Here is an 18,149-nt window from a genome sequence, read left to right as displayed (position 1 = left end):
AAAATTCAGTATTAATGCGAAATAGTGGTAATCTCTATAGAAGTAACTCCTTGGACATCAAAAAAGTTTTCCTATAAGTCTGTAGAGCAGCTAGCTGTAGGGAAAATTTTATCCCTAGTAAAAAGCTGTTCGTCGCTACTCAAACTTCTTTTCCTCCTCGTTGTGTTCCCCTGTCCAAAGGAAGTGCATCTATATAAAGCGAATAAGTGGATAGCTAGTATTAGTCAGCTAGTTGCCAGCAAGGCTAGTGTACGTATATACAATCTCTGTCAAGATAGTTGTATAGCAGGTGAATAATAAATTATACCTGGAGCAAACTGAAAATTGTTTTCAATACCAGGTAAGTTTGTCATGGAAATTAATGGTTTAAGCAGTTCAGTAGTATTTTCAATAAAATTTATAAGTTGAAAGCAGGATAGAGGCGATGAGACTTAATCAATGGATTAATCACAAATTGTTGCAATCCATTTCTACTCGGTCAGAAATTAAGAATGAGCATTCTGTAAAAACTCAACAGTCAATTAAATTGTCAGTAGTCACTCAGTTTTTTCCTCCAGACTATGCAGCTACAGGACAGTTGATTGAGGAACTTGTGAAACAGTTAGGACAGCAAGGGGTGGATGTTGAGGTGTTTACCAGTCAGCCTGGATATGCATTTCAATCTCATACGGCTCCAGCTGTTGAACGTACGGAGAGAATCCGAATTCAGCGATCGCGTACTGCCCAACTTTGGCCAGGAAGGATTCGCGGTAAAGCTATCAATGGTGTTCTATACACTTTGCGTGCTGTACTCTATCTATTTAGAGCTTGGCGTCGCCGAAATGTATTATTGCTGACTACTGCTCCCCCGTTTTTACCAATTATCGGATACTTGGCTTATACCTTGTTCCGGTTACCTTATGTTTGCATACTGTATGACCTCTATCCCGATATTGCGATCGCGCTGGGAGTAGTTTCAAAGGATAGCTGGTTGGTGCGATTGTGGCGTGCTATCAATAGACAAGTTTGGCTCAACGCCAAGGGAATTATAGTTCTCAGTCCAGCGATGAAACAGCGAGTACTCGCCAATTGTCCACAAATAGCCGATAAGATTTCTGTAATTCACAGTTGGGCTAACCCTGATTTGATTGTGCCAATTACCAAGCAAGAGAACTGGTTTGCTTGGAAGCATAACCTAGTTAACACATTCACTGTTCTCTATTCTGGCAATATGGGCCGCTGTCATGACATTGACACCATGCTAGAAGCTGCCAAAGAACTGCAAGACGAGCCAATTCACTTTGTATGTATTGGCGGTGGAGCCAAACGCGATGAGTTAATTAAGGAAGTAAATCGATTAGGGCTGAATAATTTCACATTTTTACCATATCAAGATAAGCAGGTACTACCCTATTCCCTGACAGCTTGCGATTTATCACTAGTGAGTGTCGATGAATCTACCGAAGGTTTGGTTGTTCCTAGTAAGCTTTACTCAGCTTTGGCATCTGGGCGACCAGTGGCAGTGATTTGTTCACCGTATTCATACTTAAGACAACTAATTGCCGAAGCTGACTGTGGTGGCACATTTGATAATGGAGACAGTCATAGTCTAGCTCAATTTATTCGTTTACTCAGTCGTGATCCCCAGCTTGGGGAACGAATGGGTAAAGCAGGCCGTCAGTACTTGCGATCGCATTTCACACCTAAGGTTATTTCTCAACAATACCTTGATGTCTTACAGCAGGCAATATTGCCTGATGAGGTAATAACTATGTCTCAAAGCCAGACAAAATAATTTTTGTGAATTTAGCTTTGAAGTCATAAAACCTTAGCAAATGCCAACAGCATAACCAGTCTTGCAAGCTAAGTTCTAATGGAAATCAACTCAACACCGTGAGAACTGCACCTATTGGCTGATTTCGCAAAGACAACAATTTACAATCAATTTGCTGACAATTTTTCCAAATCATTCAGGAGGTATTCATGTCAAATCCAGAGAAAGTATTTACCAGTATTAATAGAATTTAAAATTGCTATTTTTGAGTTTGGTAATACTTTCTCTATACTGGAATTCTTTACAATTTAGTTACCACCTTTTTAAGTAAAATTTTTTTGTATTTGAAAATAAAGTTTTTGCTTTGCTTGGGTACAAATGCTAAAGCAAATTAAATAAAACTTTATAGCAGTATTTAATTAAAATAAATTTACTTAGCATAAGTCCTATGTAATTGCAGTAATTATCATCAAGATATTTGTTTTTTTATAAATGTGTTTGATAAGTCTAGATGAAGGCTTATCCAACTTGTACTTAAACGTTTGAGTTTAAATATTATGTGAAATTTACTTGAAAAAACAATACAATGTCAAACTATGTTATGATTTACTTATCCGTAAGATTTTAGATATCGCCACTTAGTTGAGGATTCAAATAATATGATATAACCAAATAATTTTGTGATACATACCTGATTCTTTAACCAAAAAACTTGTGTGGAAGCACCAAAAAAGTTGCCTCTGTTTTTACTAGTTTCTATTAAGAGAAAAACTAGGTAAACAGAGTTAGGAATTTTATTAATCTAATTTAATAATCATCTCTAAATTTTGGGAGTTGGGCTTTGATGGTCAAATTGATCTCAGTCCCTCCAACGTAACCTTCCTTGTTTTTTGCTGTTTATTTATATGGGAGGTCGAATTGCAGAGAAGGTGTGACCGCAATCGGAAACGTTCAAAACGACGGGCTATTTACTGCCCAGTTCATGGCTGCTATTTAAATAGCGTTAGTCAAAAATATCAGATATTTGCCGATCAACCAGGTCAGTTGCAACAACGGGGTATGAGTCGGCGGAATGCATTAATTCTAGTAGCAAACAAAACCGCAGTTCCTATCGATGGTGAGTGGTTAGAAGCTTTTTGGTGTGAACACTGTCAGCAAAAGAATTGGTATCACGTCCGTAAGTCTGATGGACGCACCTATGAACTGTCGTTAGCACCACAACAGCTTTGGCAACAGGTAACAGGGGTGATCGATCCTCAAGGCAACCCTTCTGTGGGTGAGTTTACTCGCAGACATGCAAAGCTCGTTGGCTTTCAGGGCATGAAAGATTTCCAGTTTGTAGTTTAAGCGTTAAGCATAATAGTCTTCAACTAGTTGTAGTATGAGTAGTCAAGGTATGCCATCTGAGCAGACGTTAGTAATTGAAGCTGGACGTAGTGAGCGCCAGTATTGGCAAGACCTGTGGCGCTATCGGGAGCTGTTCTATTTTCTTGCTTGGCGTGACATTCTGGTGCGTTACAAGCAAACAGCGATTGGCATAGCTTGGGCACTGATCCGACCATTTTTGACGATGGTAGTTTTCACCGTAGTGTTTGGAAAATTAGCAAAATTACCTTCACCAGTGCCTTATCCAATTCTCGTATTTGCTGCTATGCTCCCCTGGCAGTTTTTTTCTGGTGCCCTCAGTGAGTGCAGTAATAGTCTAATTAGTAATGCCAATTTGATCTCTAAAGTCTACTTCCCGCGTCTAATTGTACCGATCAGTGCAGTAATTGTCAGTTTTGTAGATTTCATGGTTTCTGGCATAATTTTGCTGGGATTGATGGCTTGGTACAACTTTGTTCCCGATTGGCGAATACTGACACTACCGTTGTTTATTGGCATTGCTTTTGCTGCTTCAATGGGAGTTGGACTGTGGTTGGCAGCGTTAAATGTGGAATACCGAGACTTTCGTTATATTGTACCATTTATTGTCCAGTTTGGATTGTACATATCACCAGTAGGCTTTAGTAGCAGTGTTGTGCCAGAGCAGTGGCGTTTGCTTTATTCTGTGAACCCAATGGTAGGTGTAATTGATGGCTTTCGCTGGGCTATTCTAGGTGGCGATGCAACAATTTACTGGCCGGGATTCGCAATATCTTTGGTCTTGGTGATACTTCTACTGGTAAGTGGTATCTGGTATTTCCGTAAAACGGAACGGACTTTTGCTGACATAATTTAGACTGGACTAGATAGATGTCTAATAATGTAATTCGAGTAGAGAATCTCGCTAAAAAATATATCATTTCTCACCAGCAGGGTAGTTCCACTAGTTATCGCTATAAAGCTCTGCGAGATGTGATTGCTCATGGAGTCAAGTCTATAGGTAAGAAATTCCTTCAGCCTTCTGAGCAAAAAATGCCCAATCTATCCCGTGAAGAATTTTGGGCATTAAATGATGTTTCTTTTGAGATTAATCAAGGCGAAGCCATTGGTATTATTGGACGTAATGGCGCCGGAAAATCGACACTATTAAAAATTTTAAGTCGAATTACTGAACCGACAAAAGGACAAGTTGTTATTAAAGGTCGGGTGGCAAGCTTACTAGAAGTAGGCACAGGATTTCATCCAGAACTAACCGGACGAGAGAATATATATCTTAACGGTTCTGTTCTGGGTATGAGTAGAGTAGAAATTAAGAAAAAGTTTGATGAAATTGTTGCCTTTGCCGAAGTCGAGAAATTTTTAGATACTCCGGTCAAGCGTTACTCTTCTGGGATGTATGTGCGCCTTGCTTTTGCTGTGGCAGCTCATTTAGAGCCAGAAATTTTAATTGTGGATGAAGTTTTAGCAGTGGGCGATTCAGCATTTCAAAAGAAATGCTTGGGAAAAATGGGGGATGTATCCGCCAAAGAAGGACGGACAGTCTTGTTCGTCAGTCACAGTATGCAAGCTATTGCACAACTGACCAAGCGTTGCATACTGCTTTCCAAGGGTAACATTGAGTTTGATGGTGATACAGCAAAAGCTGTGCAACTATATATTACTGGGCAAAAAGCTGCTAATGAGCAACCCGCTTACTATCAAGCTCCTTTGAATAAAACTGGTAACTATGTAGCTTGGGCAAAAGTACATTCCTCTGAAGGAGAAGGGATTCACTCTTGGGGACAACCCATTACTTTCGAGTTTGCCCTACATGTAACTAAACCCCATGAAAGTCTGTGGTTCTCTTTTCAGGTAGTGAACGAGCTTCGACAAGCTATGTGTATTTTCTGGTTTTACGAGCCGGAAGCACCGTTTCGCCAAGAACCAGGAACTTTTATTCTGCGATGTGAAATTCCAAAATTTAGGCTTTACATGGGTTCGTACACCTTAACAACATGGTTTTCTGAGCGCCGTAGCAGTACTCTGCTAGAAAACCTCACGGGAATTTGCCCGTTCGAGGTCACAATGCACAATTTCGAGCGTCAAGAGTATGAATGGCAAGCTGATGAGTGTACTTACTTAGAAGATGCTGTTTGGAAAAATGTTGAAAAATATTAATTTAGCTTTAGTTAAATAGGCAGATCAGTAATGGCAGTAAATGATGACGTTAAGTTGGGTAACAACGTAAAAATTTTTCATCCTCATTTAGTGAACCTCTATGGTTGTGTAATTGGTGATGACACAAAAATTGGTACTTTTGTCGAGCTTCAGAAAAATGTCATTGTAGGTAGTCGATGTAAAATTTCATCACACAGCTTCCTTTGTGAAGGCGTCATCCTTGAAGATGAAGTATTTATTGGTCATGGAGTTATGTTTACCAATGACCTTTATCCGCGTGCAACTAATGAAGATGGTAGTTTGAAAACGGAAGACGATTGGTATGTAGTCAAGACTCTAGTCAAGCGCTGTGCATCTATTGGTAGCAACGCTACTATCTGTCCAGGGGTAACTATAGGAGAAAAAGCCATAATTGGGGCTGGGGCAGTAGTGACTCGTGATGTTCCTGACTATGCAATTGTAGCCGGAGTACCAGCTCGGGTGATTGGTGATGTGCGCGATCGCTGCCAAAACTCAGAAATGACAGCCAGTATTTTGAGCTAATATCAATTATGTGTAAACTTGAGATAAATCAGTACTAGTATAAATCCAGAAAGTAAGGTTATTTAAGACTGCAATTTACAGTATTTTAATCTATATAAAGATTTACCCCTATTGATTATGAATCTCAGCATATATATTGCTGAGATTTCTTATTCAAATGATTACGTAAGTAACACTCTATAGGCAGGTATAAACTGTAAGTTTTTGGTATTTTGTAAGAAGTGAAATCATAGAACTACTTTTTACAATGATTACCAAATCAGGCTTATCCTACCAGAATTTTTTTAGTTCAAAACTAGCATATTGTCTAGCTTCTGTTGTTAGCTTCGCTAGCATTTTAGTTAATGTTACTCCATCGGAAGCAGCTCAAATTAAATACAGTAGTCAAGGTAATGTTAGTGCTATTGATGGCTTAGTTATAGATGACATAACTTATGACATTACCTTCAAGTATGATACTTTTGTTAACTTGTTTGGTTATGTTAACAGCCCCAATTTTAATTCACCAACATTTTGGAACAATCCCCAGAAAGCGAAAAAAGCTGTAGATAGCATCATAGCCCTATTTGACAATCAACAAAAAACTACCACACAATTAAATAGTATTTCATACATTTTAATTCCATATCAGGGTGTAGTTGCTAGCAATTCCTCAACCTACATCAGGAATAAAATAGGTAACCATATTACATATTGGTCTGATTTTAGAGGAGAGAGTAAAGACATTGAGTTATTAAATTATGAAAAAGCTAATTATGCTGTTTTTACAAGTAAATCCAAAGTTCCTGAACCAAGTTCAACAGGAATAATAGTAGTGGCATTCCTATTAGGAATAAAGCATTTTCAAACAAGAGCATTAAAATATAAGTAGGATATAATTTCAGTAAGTGTGTTTATTGTATTAATAAAATGCACTAAAAGTACAAAAGTTTAGTTCGTAAATAAAACTGTTGACAAACTTTTGTATAGTCCTCATACAAGCACTTTTGAAATTTTAGATTCTACATTTTGCCATCTTTGTCTTCCATATGTAGGAAAAATTTAATTTTCTCTACACAGGTTAAACAAAGCACCATCTGACTATTCCTTTAAATATCTAGCGCTTGATACTCCTTCCAACAGTTCCCTAATACTAATGCGGGAATGTTGGTAGGGGTATCATTATATAGTTGCGAAAGTCAAGATAATTGCTCTTAGAATAGCAACTTTTTTCTACTAAATCACAGCCAATTGCAATCAATCAATGTAGTGTTTAGTAGTTCGTTGAAAATAAATTCAGATTAATTACAAGCAATGGGAAACATGATTAATATCGGTGTAATTGGCTATGGTTACTGGGGCCCTAACTTGGTACGGAATTTTGCAGAAATTCCAACTGCCCAAGTGACAAAAGTCAGTGATTTTAAACCAGAACTTTTGGCAAAAGCACAGGCTCGTTATCCCACCATTCAAGTGACCACAGACAGTCGAGACATATTTAAAGACCCCAAAATTGATGCTGTGGTGATTGCCACACCAGTTTCAACTCACTTCGACTTGGCTTTGGCAGCATTGCAGGCTGGTAAGCATGTACTAGTAGAAAAACCAATGACAACCTCCTCTGAACAGGCAAAGCGCCTGATTGAAGAGGCAGAAAAACGCAATCTAGTGCTAATGGTGGATCACACCTTTGTCTACACAGGCGCTGTACGCAAAATGCACGAGTTGATCACCAGCAAGAGGCTAGGAGATATTTACTACTACGATTCTGTACGTGTCAACTTGGGGTTATTTCAGCATGATGTCAATGTCATCTGGGACTTAGCAGTTCATGACCTCTCAATCATGAACTACCTATTGCCATCCCAACCTTATGCTGTCTCAGCTACAGGTATCAGCCACGTTCCGGGAGAACCAGAAAACATTGCCTACTTAACGTTATTTTTTGAAAGCAACTTGATTGCTCACATCCATGTCAACTGGTTAGCACCAGTGAAAGTACGCCGCACATTGATTGGCGGTAGTCAAAAGATGATTGTTTACGATGACTTGGAACCTAGCGAAAAAGTCAAGATTTACGACAAAGGAATCACCGTCAATGGTAATTCGGAAAGCGTGTATCAGATGCTGATTGGCTACCGCACAGGCGATATGTGGTCTCCTCAATTGGATATGACGGAAGCATTACGGACAGAAGGATTGCATTTCATTAATTGCATTGAACAAGGCTCTCGTCCAATTACCGACGGAGAAGCGGGACTGCGGATAGTAAGAATACTTGAGGCTGCTACCGAGTCGATGAGGCAGCGTGGTCAATTAGTTGAACTAAATTTAGCAGAGGTAGCAGTATGATTCCATTTTTAGACCTAAAAACTCAATACCTGAATATTAAAGACGAAATTGATACTGCTGTACTGAAAGTACTGGAGAGTACCCAATTCATCTTGGGCAGTGAGGTTACAGCCTTAGAGGAAGAGTTTGCCCAATACTGTGATGCTGATTATGGCATTGCTGTGAATACAGGGACAAGCGCCCTGCACTTAGCATTACTAGCAGCTGGCATTGGTGCTGGTGATGAAGTGATTACAGTACCTTTCACCTTTGTCGCTACTGTAGCAGCCATCTGTTATACAGGTGCTACGCCCGTCTTCGTAGATATTGACCCTGTTTCATACACCATAGATGTAACCCAAATTGAAAAAGCCATAACCGAAAAGACAAAAGCGATTTTGCCTGTGCATTTGTACGGTCAACCAGCGAATATGGAGCCAATTATAGAAATTGCTCGTCGTTATGGATTGACTGTAATCGAAGATGCAGCACAAGCTCACGGTGCTGAGTACAAAGGACAGCGTGTAGGTAGTATCGGCGATATTGGCTGTTTTAGTTTTTACCCAGGTAAAAACTTAGGGGCCTATGGTGAAGGAGGGATGATAGTTACCAACAATCCTGAATATACCCGTACCATGCGGATGCTGCGCGACTGGGGACAAGAACGCAAGTATCACCATGTTTTAAAAGGCTACAACTATCGCATGGATGGTATACAGGGAGCAATCTTGCGAGTGAAACTGCGCTATTTAGAGGCATGGACAGAGGGACGCATAGCAAATGCCAAGCAGTATGATCAGCTACTGGCTAATTCTGGGTTGGTAACTCCCACACTCATGCCTTATAGCCGCCACGTTTACCATGTATATGTGGTGCGATCGCCCCAACGGGATCAATTGCAGCAAAAGCTCAATGAACACGGCATCCAAACAGGTATTCATTATCCGATTCCTGTACACTTGCTAGAAGCTTACCAAGACTTGGGATATCAGGCTGGAGACTTCCCCCACGCAGAAAAAGCCGCCAGTGAAGTTCTTTCACTACCCATGTATGCCGAACTCTCAGCCGCACAGATTAAGACTGTTGCTGAAACTCTGCAAAGCCTTGTTCAGGGAGTGACTGTTTAATGTACGATGCCCGTCCTGGTTTAAACTCCCAACGCCTCGTCAGGCTAATACAGCAGGCCATTGAACGCTGCGAACTGCAACTCGATAACTTGACTGTACTGACAGAAGCAGCCACAGGAGCCTATGCAGTCACGCCCGTAATCGCAGCGATCGCTGGTGCAAAAAAGGTGTTTGCCATCGCTCGCAGTAGTCGTTATGGCACCTTAGAAGAAGTCAAAGCCCAAACACTAGAACTAGCCGAAATAGCAGGAGTAAGCGATCGCCTGGAATTTATCACTGAGAAAACCCCAGATATTATCGCCCAAGCTGATATTGTTACTAATAGTGGACATGTCCGTCCCATTAATGCAGAAATGATTGCTCAGATGAAACCTACAGCAGTCATTGGCTTAATGTACGAAGCATGGGAGTTTAGACCAGAGGATGTGGATCTCATAGCTTGTCGTCAACGGGATATCAAAGTCGCAGGTGTCAATGAACGCCATCCTGGTGTGGATGTATTTTCCTTTTTGGGAATCATGGCGACCAAGCTGTTACTAGATGCAGGCGTTTCTGTTTATACAAGCAATATTTTATTGCTGTGTGATAACCCTTTTAGTGCATTTATTGAGCGTGGTTTAGTCAATGCTGGTGCTAATGTAGATACTGTTGACAGTATCGCCGCAGCGCCCATTGATAAAACCTATGATGCCCTGTTGGTGGCTTTGCAACCGCGCCCAGAACCAGTATTATCTGCTACAGATGCCGCTGCGATCGCCAAGTATTGGCCAGGCGCATTGGTAGCTCAGTACTGGGGAGACATAGAGCGCTCAGCCTTTGCATCCCATAACATACCACTATGCCCAGAAGTAGAGCCGAAACCAGGACATATGGGTATTCTGCCCTCAGCAGTAGGCCCTGAACCAATTATCAGACTGCAAACAGGAGGGCTGAAAGCCGCAGAAGTGATTTGGCGACAATCTTTACAGTCCAATAATTCAGGTATGGAATTTGTGCAACTGCTGTGAATGTTAGGTGGTGAATGGTTAATGTACTTTTAATCGGTATCGGTACGACTACCTTCAGCGCGCTCAAATCTTTGCTAGCAAAGTGCAACGTGCAAGGGGTAGTCAGAAATATAGATGCTGAATCATATGCAGATGATCCCGTTGTCAGCCTAGCTGAACAAGCGGGTATCCCCATATTTTCAGATACCTCTCAAAAACAAATTAAATCCCTCATATTACAATTTCAACCAGATTGTGTGGTGGTTTCTTCCTATAACCAAATACTGCCACCGGAACTGATTGAACTGTCTACATTTATCAATGTTCATTACTCGCCTTTACCTTATTATCGCGGTCGAGCCAATGTCAATTGGGCAATTATTAATGATGAACCTTGTGCAGCGATCACTATTCATAAAATATCGCCTGGTTTGGATGAGGGAAATATTTTATTTCAACAGCTAATACCCATTGGTTTGAATGATAATGTAGCCGATATTTATAACAAGTTAAATCAAATTCAGGAGGAAAACTTACAAGACACAGTTATCAAAACCTTGAATGGTTATGAAGGGATACCACAAAATCATACTGAAGCTACTTATTGTTGTACTCGCCTTCCTGAAGACGGTGAAATTAATTGGTCAGCTAGCACTATAGCTATAGATTGCTTGATTCGGGCATTGGTGTCTCCTTTTCCTGGCGCTTACACTTACTTTCAAGGGAAAAAGTTGCTGGTGTGGCAAGCTAAGCCTGTGGATAATCCCCCCTTATATGTAGGGCGCATCCCCGGTCGAGTCATTGGCAGATCCAAAGCAGAAGGATTTGTCGATGTGCTGACAGGTGATGGCATACTCCGAATTTGGGAAGTGCAATTCCCAGGGGAACAAAAAACAGCACCAGCCAATATAATAAAATCTGTAAAAAGTACCTTGGGTTTAAGTAAATCTGATTTACTAAATCGTATCCAAATTCTAGAAGAACAAATTATAAAACTCCAAGAAAATGCAAAATAGTCGAGTATTAATTACAGGTGGTGCAGGTTTAGTTGGTTCCCATATTGCCGACTTGCTGGTAAAAGAAGAAGTTTCTGAAATTATTGTTTTAGATAACTTCACACGCGGACAACTGCAAAACCTGGCTTGGGCAAAAGAGCATGGGCCTTTAGTAATTGTAGAAGGCGATATTCGAGATCAAAAGCTTCTAGCTGAAGTCATGCAAGGTGTGGATATCGTCTTTCATCAGGCAGCAATCCGCATTACTCAATGTGCGGAAGAACCGCGTTTAGCATTAGAAGTTTTGGCAGATGGCACTTTTAATGTTTTGGAAGCAGCAGTGAAAGCTGGTGTGAAAAAGGTAGTCGCTGCTTCATCAGCCTCAATATATGGTATGGCGGTGGAGTTTCCCACAACTGAATCACACCACCCATACAACAACCGCACCATCTACGGTGCAGCCAAGACTTTTAATGAAGGCTTGTTACGTAGTTTCTACGATATGTATGGGCTGGACTACGTAGGTTTGCGTTACTTCAACGTCTACGGGCCACGTATGGATATTTACGGTGTTTACACTGAGGTATTGATTCGCTGGATGGAACGTATCGTTGCTGGAAAGCCACCGTTGATTTTCGGTGATGGCAAGCAGACAATGGACTTTGTGTATATTGAAGACATTGCTAGAGCCAACATCTTGGCTGCCAAAGCCGATGTCACCGACGAAGTGTTTAATATTGCTAGTAGCGTAGAAACCAGTTTGAATGACCTTGCCTACAGTTTGGCTAAGGTGATGGGGTCAGATTTACAACCAGAATACGGCCCAGAGCGCAAAATTAACCCTGTGCAACGGCGACTTGCCGATGTGAGTAAAGCCAAGAAATTGCTGGGTTTTGAGGCAGAGGTGTCCTTGGAAGAAGGGTTGCGGCGGTTGGTTAGTTGGTGGCGCGAACAAAAGCTGACAAAGGAAGCAAGCAATGTCTGAGAAAATGCAGTATATCCCGATCGCCAAACCCTGGATGGGTGAACCCGAAGCTGAAGCCGCCAAGCGTGCTATTATATCCGGCTGGGTGACTCAGGGGCCAGAAGTCGCCGCCTTTGAGCAGGAATTTGCAGCTTATGTAGGGTCAAAGTATGCTTGTGCTGTCTCCAACTGCACCACAGCATTGCATTTAGCACTGTTAGCTGTTGGTGTGCAGCCTGGGGACGAAGTGATTACCGTCAGCCACTCTTACATCGCAACTGCTAACAGCATCCGCTACTGTGGTGCCACACCTGTGTTTGTGGACATTGAACCACAAACATATAATATTAATCCTGTGTTGATCGAAGATGTAATTAGCGATCGCACCCGCGCCATTCTCGTCGTTCATCAAATGGGGATGCCTTGCGACCTCAAAGCCATTTTGTCAGTTGCACATCAATATAATCTACCAGTAATTGAAGATGCAGCTTGTGCGATCGGCAGCGAGATTATGTGGGATGGACAGTGGCAGAAAATTGGCAAGCCACATGGCGATATAGCCTGCTTTTCCTTTCACCCCCGCAAAGTCATCAGCACTGGTGATGGTGGGATGCTGACCACCAATAACCCCGAATGGGATAAACAGTTTCGTCTGTGGCGACAACACGGGATGAGTGTTCCCGATACCGTGCGCCACGGAGCCAAACAAGTAATTTTCGAGTCTTACCCGATGTTGGGCTATAACTACCGCATGACCGACATCCAAGCAGCAGTGGGACGGGAACAACTCAAACGTCTACCGGAGATTGTGGAACGTCGGCGTTACTTAGCCCAGCGCTACCAGGAACAGCTAGCAGATGTGCCAGGATTGAAACTACCAACAGAGCCAGCTTGGGCAAAAAGTAACTGGCAGAGTTACTGTGTACGCTTACCAGAGAACTGCGACCAAGTGCAAGTCATGCAGGTGATGTTGGATGCTGGTATTGCCACAAGACGCGGGATTATGTGCGCTCACCGCGAAAGTGCTTATCAAATTGAAGCTTGGTCTTGTGGTACTGGTCGGGAAACTTGTAAGTGTGAAGTAGGAAAATGCGATCGCTTAACTGAAAGTGAACAAGCACAGGATCATGCCATTATTTTGCCATTGTTCCATCAGATGAGCGAAGCAGAACAAGATAGAGCGATCGAAGTATTGAAAACAGCTTGTCAGGTTTGAGTAGAAAATCGCTAAAAATTGGCAAAACCTCGCAAAATAACTATATGGATAAAATTGCTAACGATCAACTCAGCCTTTGGCGAGAAGAAGGTAGTCGTCTTGTACCACAAAACTTTGAGGTTTTTAGCAGCCTTGTTGCACAGGCGAGAGATTTTGTACAACGCGGCGAGTATGATATGGCGGCAGTGTACGCACAAATAGCATCATCATATGTATTTACGCGCCATAGCGGTATTTTTGCTAGCCCAGAGCTAGAGCAAGTCTTGCTGATGATTGGACAAAAGGCCATACGAAGCAAGCATTATTCATCTAAAAGCACTTCCTTACCTGGAAAAATCAAACATGTACTGCATGTTACAACCGGAGTCTGGGGCATAGGTGGACATTCCAGACTGCTTTGGCGTTGGATTCAGCAGGATAACGAGCGAGTACACTCTGTTGTATTGACTCGGCAATCACTTACCGATACCCCTAAACTTTTCAGAGATGCCGTACTCAATAGTCACGGTAAGGTATACGTCTTGGAAGAAACAGTCGGTAGTTTCGTCTCTTGGGCCAAAAGACTACGTGAAATTGCTGCATCAATGGATATGGTTGTACTACATACCATCCAAGACATCATTCCTGTTATTGCATTTGCCAATAAGGAGCAATCTCCACCAGTTATCTTTGTGAATCATGCAGACGAGCGCATTTGGATGGGAGTCGGGATCAGTGATGTAGTTGCTAATCTGCGCGAGTCTGGTATGCGCCTATCACTAGAACGCAGAGGTATTGAGCCAGAGCGTAACGCCCTACTTCCAATTATTCTCAATCCCATCTCTAGAAAGCTCTCTCGCGCAGAAGCAAAGCGACAACTTGGTCTTTTTGAAGACAGCATAGTACTGCTCTCCATTGCTAGAGCAGATAAATATAAAACAATCGACGGCATTAGTTTTGCTGATGCACATGTTACATTGCTGAAACAGCATGAGCAAGCAGTTTTACTGGTAATTGGCCCAGGTGATAGCGAGGATTGGTCAGGCGCTATAGAGCAAACACAGGGCAGAATTAGAGTATTCGGGCATACCGAAAATACCGCAGTATTTTACCAAGCTGCCGATATTTATGTTGATTCCTTCCCCTGGATCTCGAATACATCCTTGCTGGAAGCTGGAAGTTACGGTGTACCATTGGTGACTCGCTATCCCTACACCTCTAGTGCATGTGAAATCTTTGGTGCTGATATGCCTGGTCTAACTGGCAATCTCATTCGTGTGCAGAATCTCAAAGAATACACAGCAGTTCTGTCGCACTTAGTTGAAGATGAAAACTTTCGGCTATCCCTTGGGGAAGCAACTAGAAGCAAAATTGTAGAAACACACATAGGAAAAAACTGGCAGCGCTCTTTAGAAAATCTATATTCCCTTGCCGCTACTTTACCTAGGATAAATGCAGTATTGACTACCAGAGATCAAATGTCTCTGACTGAAATGGATCTCTTACTGCCTACCGTCATATTTAGGCAAAACAATCCCGACCTAGAGCAAATGATTCTGGACAGTGTAAGATTAATGCCATTAAAGAAGAGATTTTCTATATGGTTGAAACAGTTGAAAACAGGTGATTTTGGTCGGATGGGTCACATTAGCTTCTTGCTACCCCTATGGCTTTACAGGCGCTTACAACATTAGCACAATAATCCATATTGCTCAGTATGATAATGCTATCTAACATACTGGGTGCGCCTCAATTTAGCCTTTCCGATTTCAATAGCAATTGAATTATGAATAAGCAACCATTGGTTTCTATAATTATTCCTTCTTACAATTCTGAAAAATATATTAGAGAAGCTCTAGAGTCTTGTCTACAACAAACCTATAAACATATTGAAGTTATTGTAGTCAATGACGGGTCTACAGATAACTCTCCCAGTATTATTGAAGATTTTGCTGCTTGTTATCCTGAAGTTATCAAAAACTATACTAAACAGAATGGAGGAAGTGCATCTGCAAGAAATCTTGGGGTTAAAAAGAGTCAAGGTGAATACTTTCTTTTTTTAGATACTGATGATGTACTCATGAATGATGCGATTGAGTCTTTAATTATGGGTATCCAAGAACAGAAAGTTGATACTGTTGTGGGAGATTGGATTAATTTTTTTGAAGACTCTACACCAGAAAGATACATTAGTTCTAAATTCTTCTATCACAATGACCCTCTGGCTAGTTTGATTAAACAGCCAATGGTAGAATCAGCAATAATAATAAAAAGAAATCCTCAAACCTGGAATGAAAAATTAGTTGTCAACGAAATATTTGATTATTTTTTTAGTTTATTTGCTGAAGGATATTCTATTGGTTATGTCAACAAAGTTATTACAAAAAAAAGACAACATTTTAGTAAAGAGAGAATAACGGTTAAATATGATCATTGGCATCCATCAGATTGGTTAGAAATATTGAAAAACTACAAAAATGAATTGAAACAGCGAGAAATGTTGACATTTTCCAGAGAAGAAGCCATTGATGAACATATTCTTACTTATCTGTATGCTGCTAAAAGAAGAAATATAAAAATCAATAATGAGTATTTCAATATTTTAAACAATAAAAATTTACAAAAATTTCATTGGTATAAGAAATTTGGTGTTTCAGGTTTTGTAGATAGCCTTGGCCCTAAATTAGGTTTAACAAGTTTCTATCTCTTAAATAAGATTATAGGTAGAGCTTAAAAGCATAGGAAAAATTTTTATGTGCGGTATTGCGGGAATTTGGAATTTAAATAACCAGCCAATTGATCAAAATGATCTGCTTCAATTTACTAATTCTCTGACGCATCGAGGCCCAGATGGCTATGGTATTTTCCTTGATCCTGATGAAACCATAGGCTTGGGGCATCGTCGCCTAGCCATACTAGACCTCAGTGAAAAGGGAAAGCAACCCATGTCTTATGGAGATGGGAGATATTGGATTACCTATAACGGCGAGATTTATAATTTTTTAGAAATTCGCAATCAGCTTGAGGAACTAGGACATCACTTTCATACGCAAACAGATACGGAAGTTATCTTAGCAGCTTACGTTGAATGGGGGCATGAATGCCAATTGGCCTTTAACGGCATGTGGGCATTTGCAATTTGGGATAGGTTAGAAAAAGTTTTATTCCTGAGTAGAGACCGTTTTGGTGTTAAACCGTTCTACTTTTATCAGACTAATCAACAATTTTCCTTTGCTTCAGAAATGAAAGCATTTTTATCTTTAAAAGGCTTTCAGGCAAAAGTAGATTATGATGTTATGGCTGCTGCTCTTGCCAGTAGCTGGAATATAGAATCTCAGGAAAGATGCTTATTCAGCAGAGTTAAACGTTTACTTCCTGGACATTACGCTATCGTCACGCCAGAGAAATTTGACATTCAGAGATGGTGGGATACCCTAGAAAATTTGCCAGAAATTCCACCGACTTATTATGAACAAACTGAAAAATTTCTCTCTTTATTTGAAGATGCTTGCCGTATTAGAACACGTAGTGATGTACCTGTAACTTCTTGTCTTAGTGGTGGATTAGACTCTAGCTCAATCGTCAGTACTATTGCTAGTAAACGTAATTCCTGGAATGAATCAAAAGAAGTAGAACATGCTCAACGAGCATTTATCGCAACTTTTCCTGATTCACCTAATGATGAGCGTGCCTTTGCCGATTTGGTAGTTAATCAATCCAAAGTAATTCCAACTTATTGTTACCTTGATCCTATTCTAAATGCAGATACTATAAATCAGGTGTTGTGGAATAGCGAAGACATATTTTTCAATCTGCCAATTGCAATTTGGCTGACTTATCAAACTGTGCGTCAGCATGGTTTATACGTGACTATGGATGGTCATGGAGCAGACGAATTACTAGCAGGTTATCCTCAGCATATAACAGCGGCGATTAGTGCCAATTCAGGCCTTTTTCATCCCAGACAAACATTGTCTTTAATGAATATACTACAAGGAGTTTATGGACAAACTAGCCAATGGCCCAAGTCCAGCCCATTGACTCTTATATTCCATGCGACTCCAGGTTTGGCAGAAATGTACAATTTTGCCCATCGAATTACAAGATTGCCTCAGAAAGTGAAAAGCTTGATCAGTCGCTCGAATGATAATAGATGGTTGCAAACTAATTCTAGATTGACTCCAGGATTCAAAGATCCACTATCAATGGATAATTTTTCTCTAGCTCTCTATCAAGATTTTCATGTAACTGTCTTACCAACTCTACTACGCATTTTTGATCGAGCCTCTATGGCACATGGAGTTGAAGTGAGAATGCCTTTTTTAGATTGGCGGTTAGTAACATATTGCTTCGCTTTACCAATGACAAGCAAGCTGGGTGATGGCTTTACAAAGAGAATCTTACGCACTTCCATGAAAGGAATTATCCCAGAAGAAGTGCGGTTAAGAAAGCATAAAATTGGTTTTGCGTCACCAATGCAAAAATTATTTCAAGAACAACAATTTACGAGTTGGGTGAAGGAAATAATTAATAGCGATGAATTTGTTAGTTGTGAGTTGTGGAATAGTAAACAAATTCGTCAGTTTTGTAATCAACATTTGTTAGATGGAACTTGGGATTATCACTTAGCCGAGAAAGTATGGCCATATTTGAATGCAGCAAAATGGATAGATATATTTATTAATGGTAATATTCCTACGCAAAATAATGCTGATTTAAGCGTCATCAAAAATTAACGTAAATAACTATATAGG

General features: G+C 40.7%; 15 protein-coding genes. All 15 read left to right on the top strand.

The features are described from left to right. Positions 1-424: 424 nt before the first annotated feature. The 15 genes from I8748_RS02505 (at position 425) to asnB (ending at position 18,131) form a co-directional block, all read left to right on the top strand. Complete coding sequence (locus I8748_RS02505) at positions 425-1,774, top strand: glycosyltransferase family 4 protein (RefSeq protein WP_198123091.1); 1,350 nt, start codon at positions 425-427, stop codon at positions 1,772-1,774. Between the two features lie 897 nt (positions 1,775-2,671). Next, complete coding sequence (locus tag I8748_RS02500; RefSeq protein WP_198123090.1) at positions 2,672-3,100, top strand: hypothetical protein; 429 nt, start codon at positions 2,672-2,674, stop codon at positions 3,098-3,100. A gap of 34 nt (positions 3,101-3,134) precedes the next feature. Next, positions 3,135-3,974 (top strand): ABC transporter permease, encoded by an 840-nt coding sequence (locus I8748_RS02495; protein WP_198123089.1) that lies wholly within the window; start codon positions 3,135-3,137, stop codon positions 3,972-3,974. Positions 3,975-3,988: 14 nt separating this feature from the next. Then, on the top strand, positions 3,989-5,275 hold the full coding sequence (locus I8748_RS02490; protein WP_198123088.1) for an ABC transporter ATP-binding protein: 1,287 nt from the start codon (positions 3,989-3,991) through the stop codon (positions 5,273-5,275). A 30-nt stretch (positions 5,276-5,305) separates the two neighbouring features. Continuing rightward, entirely contained in the window at positions 5,306-5,818 is a 513-nt protein-coding gene (locus I8748_RS02485) for an acyltransferase (protein WP_198123087.1), read from the top strand. A 247-nt stretch (positions 5,819-6,065) separates the two neighbouring features. Next, on the top strand, positions 6,066-6,689 hold the full coding sequence (locus I8748_RS02480) for a hypothetical protein (RefSeq protein ID WP_198123086.1): 624 nt from the start codon (positions 6,066-6,068) through the stop codon (positions 6,687-6,689). Positions 6,690-7,111: 422 nt separating this feature from the next. Next, positions 7,112-8,149, top strand: coding sequence for a Gfo/Idh/MocA family protein (locus I8748_RS02475; protein WP_198123085.1), 1,038 nt, complete (start codon positions 7,112-7,114; stop codon positions 8,147-8,149). After that, positions 8,146-9,255: a DegT/DnrJ/EryC1/StrS family aminotransferase gene (locus tag I8748_RS02470; RefSeq protein WP_198123084.1), complete on the top strand. Its 1,110-nt coding sequence runs from the start codon at positions 8,146-8,148 to the stop codon at positions 9,253-9,255. The genes I8748_RS02475 and I8748_RS02470 overlap by 4 nt, the downstream gene beginning before the upstream one ends. After that, entirely contained in the window at positions 9,255-10,262 is a 1,008-nt protein-coding gene (locus I8748_RS02465) for a hypothetical protein (RefSeq protein ID WP_198123083.1), read from the top strand. Before I8748_RS02470 ends, I8748_RS02465 begins: the two co-directional genes overlap by 1 nt. Before the next feature lie 14 nt (positions 10,263-10,276). Further along, on the top strand, positions 10,277-11,257 hold the full coding sequence (locus I8748_RS02460) for a methionyl-tRNA formyltransferase (RefSeq protein WP_198123082.1): 981 nt from the start codon (positions 10,277-10,279) through the stop codon (positions 11,255-11,257). Next, a complete protein-coding gene (locus tag I8748_RS02455; protein WP_198123081.1) occupies positions 11,247-12,221 on the top strand; it encodes an SDR family NAD(P)-dependent oxidoreductase in 975 nt (324 codons plus the stop codon). The genes I8748_RS02460 and I8748_RS02455 overlap by 11 nt, the downstream gene beginning before the upstream one ends. Next, a complete protein-coding gene (locus tag I8748_RS02450) occupies positions 12,214-13,416 on the top strand; it encodes a DegT/DnrJ/EryC1/StrS family aminotransferase (RefSeq protein WP_198123080.1) in 1,203 nt (400 codons plus the stop codon). The genes I8748_RS02455 and I8748_RS02450 overlap by 8 nt, the downstream gene beginning before the upstream one ends. A 44-nt stretch (positions 13,417-13,460) precedes the next feature. Next, positions 13,461-15,089: a glycosyltransferase family 4 protein gene (locus I8748_RS02445; protein WP_198123079.1), complete on the top strand. Its 1,629-nt coding sequence runs from the start codon at positions 13,461-13,463 to the stop codon at positions 15,087-15,089. A gap of 92 nt (positions 15,090-15,181) precedes the next feature. Continuing rightward, on the top strand, positions 15,182-16,129 hold the full coding sequence (locus tag I8748_RS02440) for a glycosyltransferase family 2 protein (RefSeq protein ID WP_198123078.1): 948 nt from the start codon (positions 15,182-15,184) through the stop codon (positions 16,127-16,129). Between the two features lie 19 nt (positions 16,130-16,148). Continuing rightward, entirely contained in the window at positions 16,149-18,131 is a 1,983-nt protein-coding gene (gene asnB, locus I8748_RS02435) for an asparagine synthase (glutamine-hydrolyzing) (protein ID WP_198123077.1), read from the top strand. Positions 18,132-18,149 lie beyond the last annotated feature (18 nt).

It is taken from the genome of Amazonocrinis nigriterrae CENA67, assembly GCF_016056305.1.
Taxonomy (GTDB): Bacteria; Cyanobacteriota; Cyanobacteriia; order Cyanobacteriales; family Nostocaceae; genus Amazonocrinis; species Amazonocrinis nigriterrae.
This window is presented reverse-complemented; position numbering and strand designations above follow the sequence as displayed.

Excerpts from the sequence above, each read along its gene's own strand:
- I8748_RS02505 (WP_198123091.1), top strand. The coding sequence starts at position 425 with ATGAGACTTAATCAATGGATTAATCACAAATTGTTGCAATCCATTTCT.
- I8748_RS02495 (WP_198123089.1), top strand. The coding sequence starts at position 3,135 with ATGAGTAGTCAAGGTATGCCATCTGAGCAGACGTTAGTAATTGAAGCT.
- I8748_RS02490 (WP_198123088.1), top strand. The coding sequence starts at position 3,989 with ATGTCTAATAATGTAATTCGAGTAGAGAATCTCGCTAAAAAATATATC.
- I8748_RS02485 (WP_198123087.1), top strand. The coding sequence starts at position 5,306 with ATGGCAGTAAATGATGACGTTAAGTTGGGTAACAACGTAAAAATTTTT.
- I8748_RS02480 (WP_198123086.1), top strand. The coding sequence starts at position 6,066 with ATGATTACCAAATCAGGCTTATCCTACCAGAATTTTTTTAGTTCAAAA.
- I8748_RS02475 (WP_198123085.1), top strand. The coding sequence starts at position 7,112 with ATGGGAAACATGATTAATATCGGTGTAATTGGCTATGGTTACTGGGGC.
- I8748_RS02470 (WP_198123084.1), top strand. The coding sequence starts at position 8,146 with ATGATTCCATTTTTAGACCTAAAAACTCAATACCTGAATATTAAAGAC.
- I8748_RS02465 (WP_198123083.1), top strand. The coding sequence starts at position 9,255 with ATGTACGATGCCCGTCCTGGTTTAAACTCCCAACGCCTCGTCAGGCTA.
- I8748_RS02460 (WP_198123082.1), top strand. The coding sequence starts at position 10,277 with ATGGTTAATGTACTTTTAATCGGTATCGGTACGACTACCTTCAGCGCG.
- I8748_RS02455 (WP_198123081.1), top strand. The coding sequence starts at position 11,247 with ATGCAAAATAGTCGAGTATTAATTACAGGTGGTGCAGGTTTAGTTGGT.
- I8748_RS02450 (WP_198123080.1), top strand. The coding sequence starts at position 12,214 with ATGTCTGAGAAAATGCAGTATATCCCGATCGCCAAACCCTGGATGGGT.
- I8748_RS02445 (WP_198123079.1), top strand. The coding sequence starts at position 13,461 with ATGGATAAAATTGCTAACGATCAACTCAGCCTTTGGCGAGAAGAAGGT.
- I8748_RS02440 (WP_198123078.1), top strand. The coding sequence starts at position 15,182 with ATGAATAAGCAACCATTGGTTTCTATAATTATTCCTTCTTACAATTCT.
- asnB (WP_198123077.1), top strand. The coding sequence starts at position 16,149 with ATGTGCGGTATTGCGGGAATTTGGAATTTAAATAACCAGCCAATTGAT.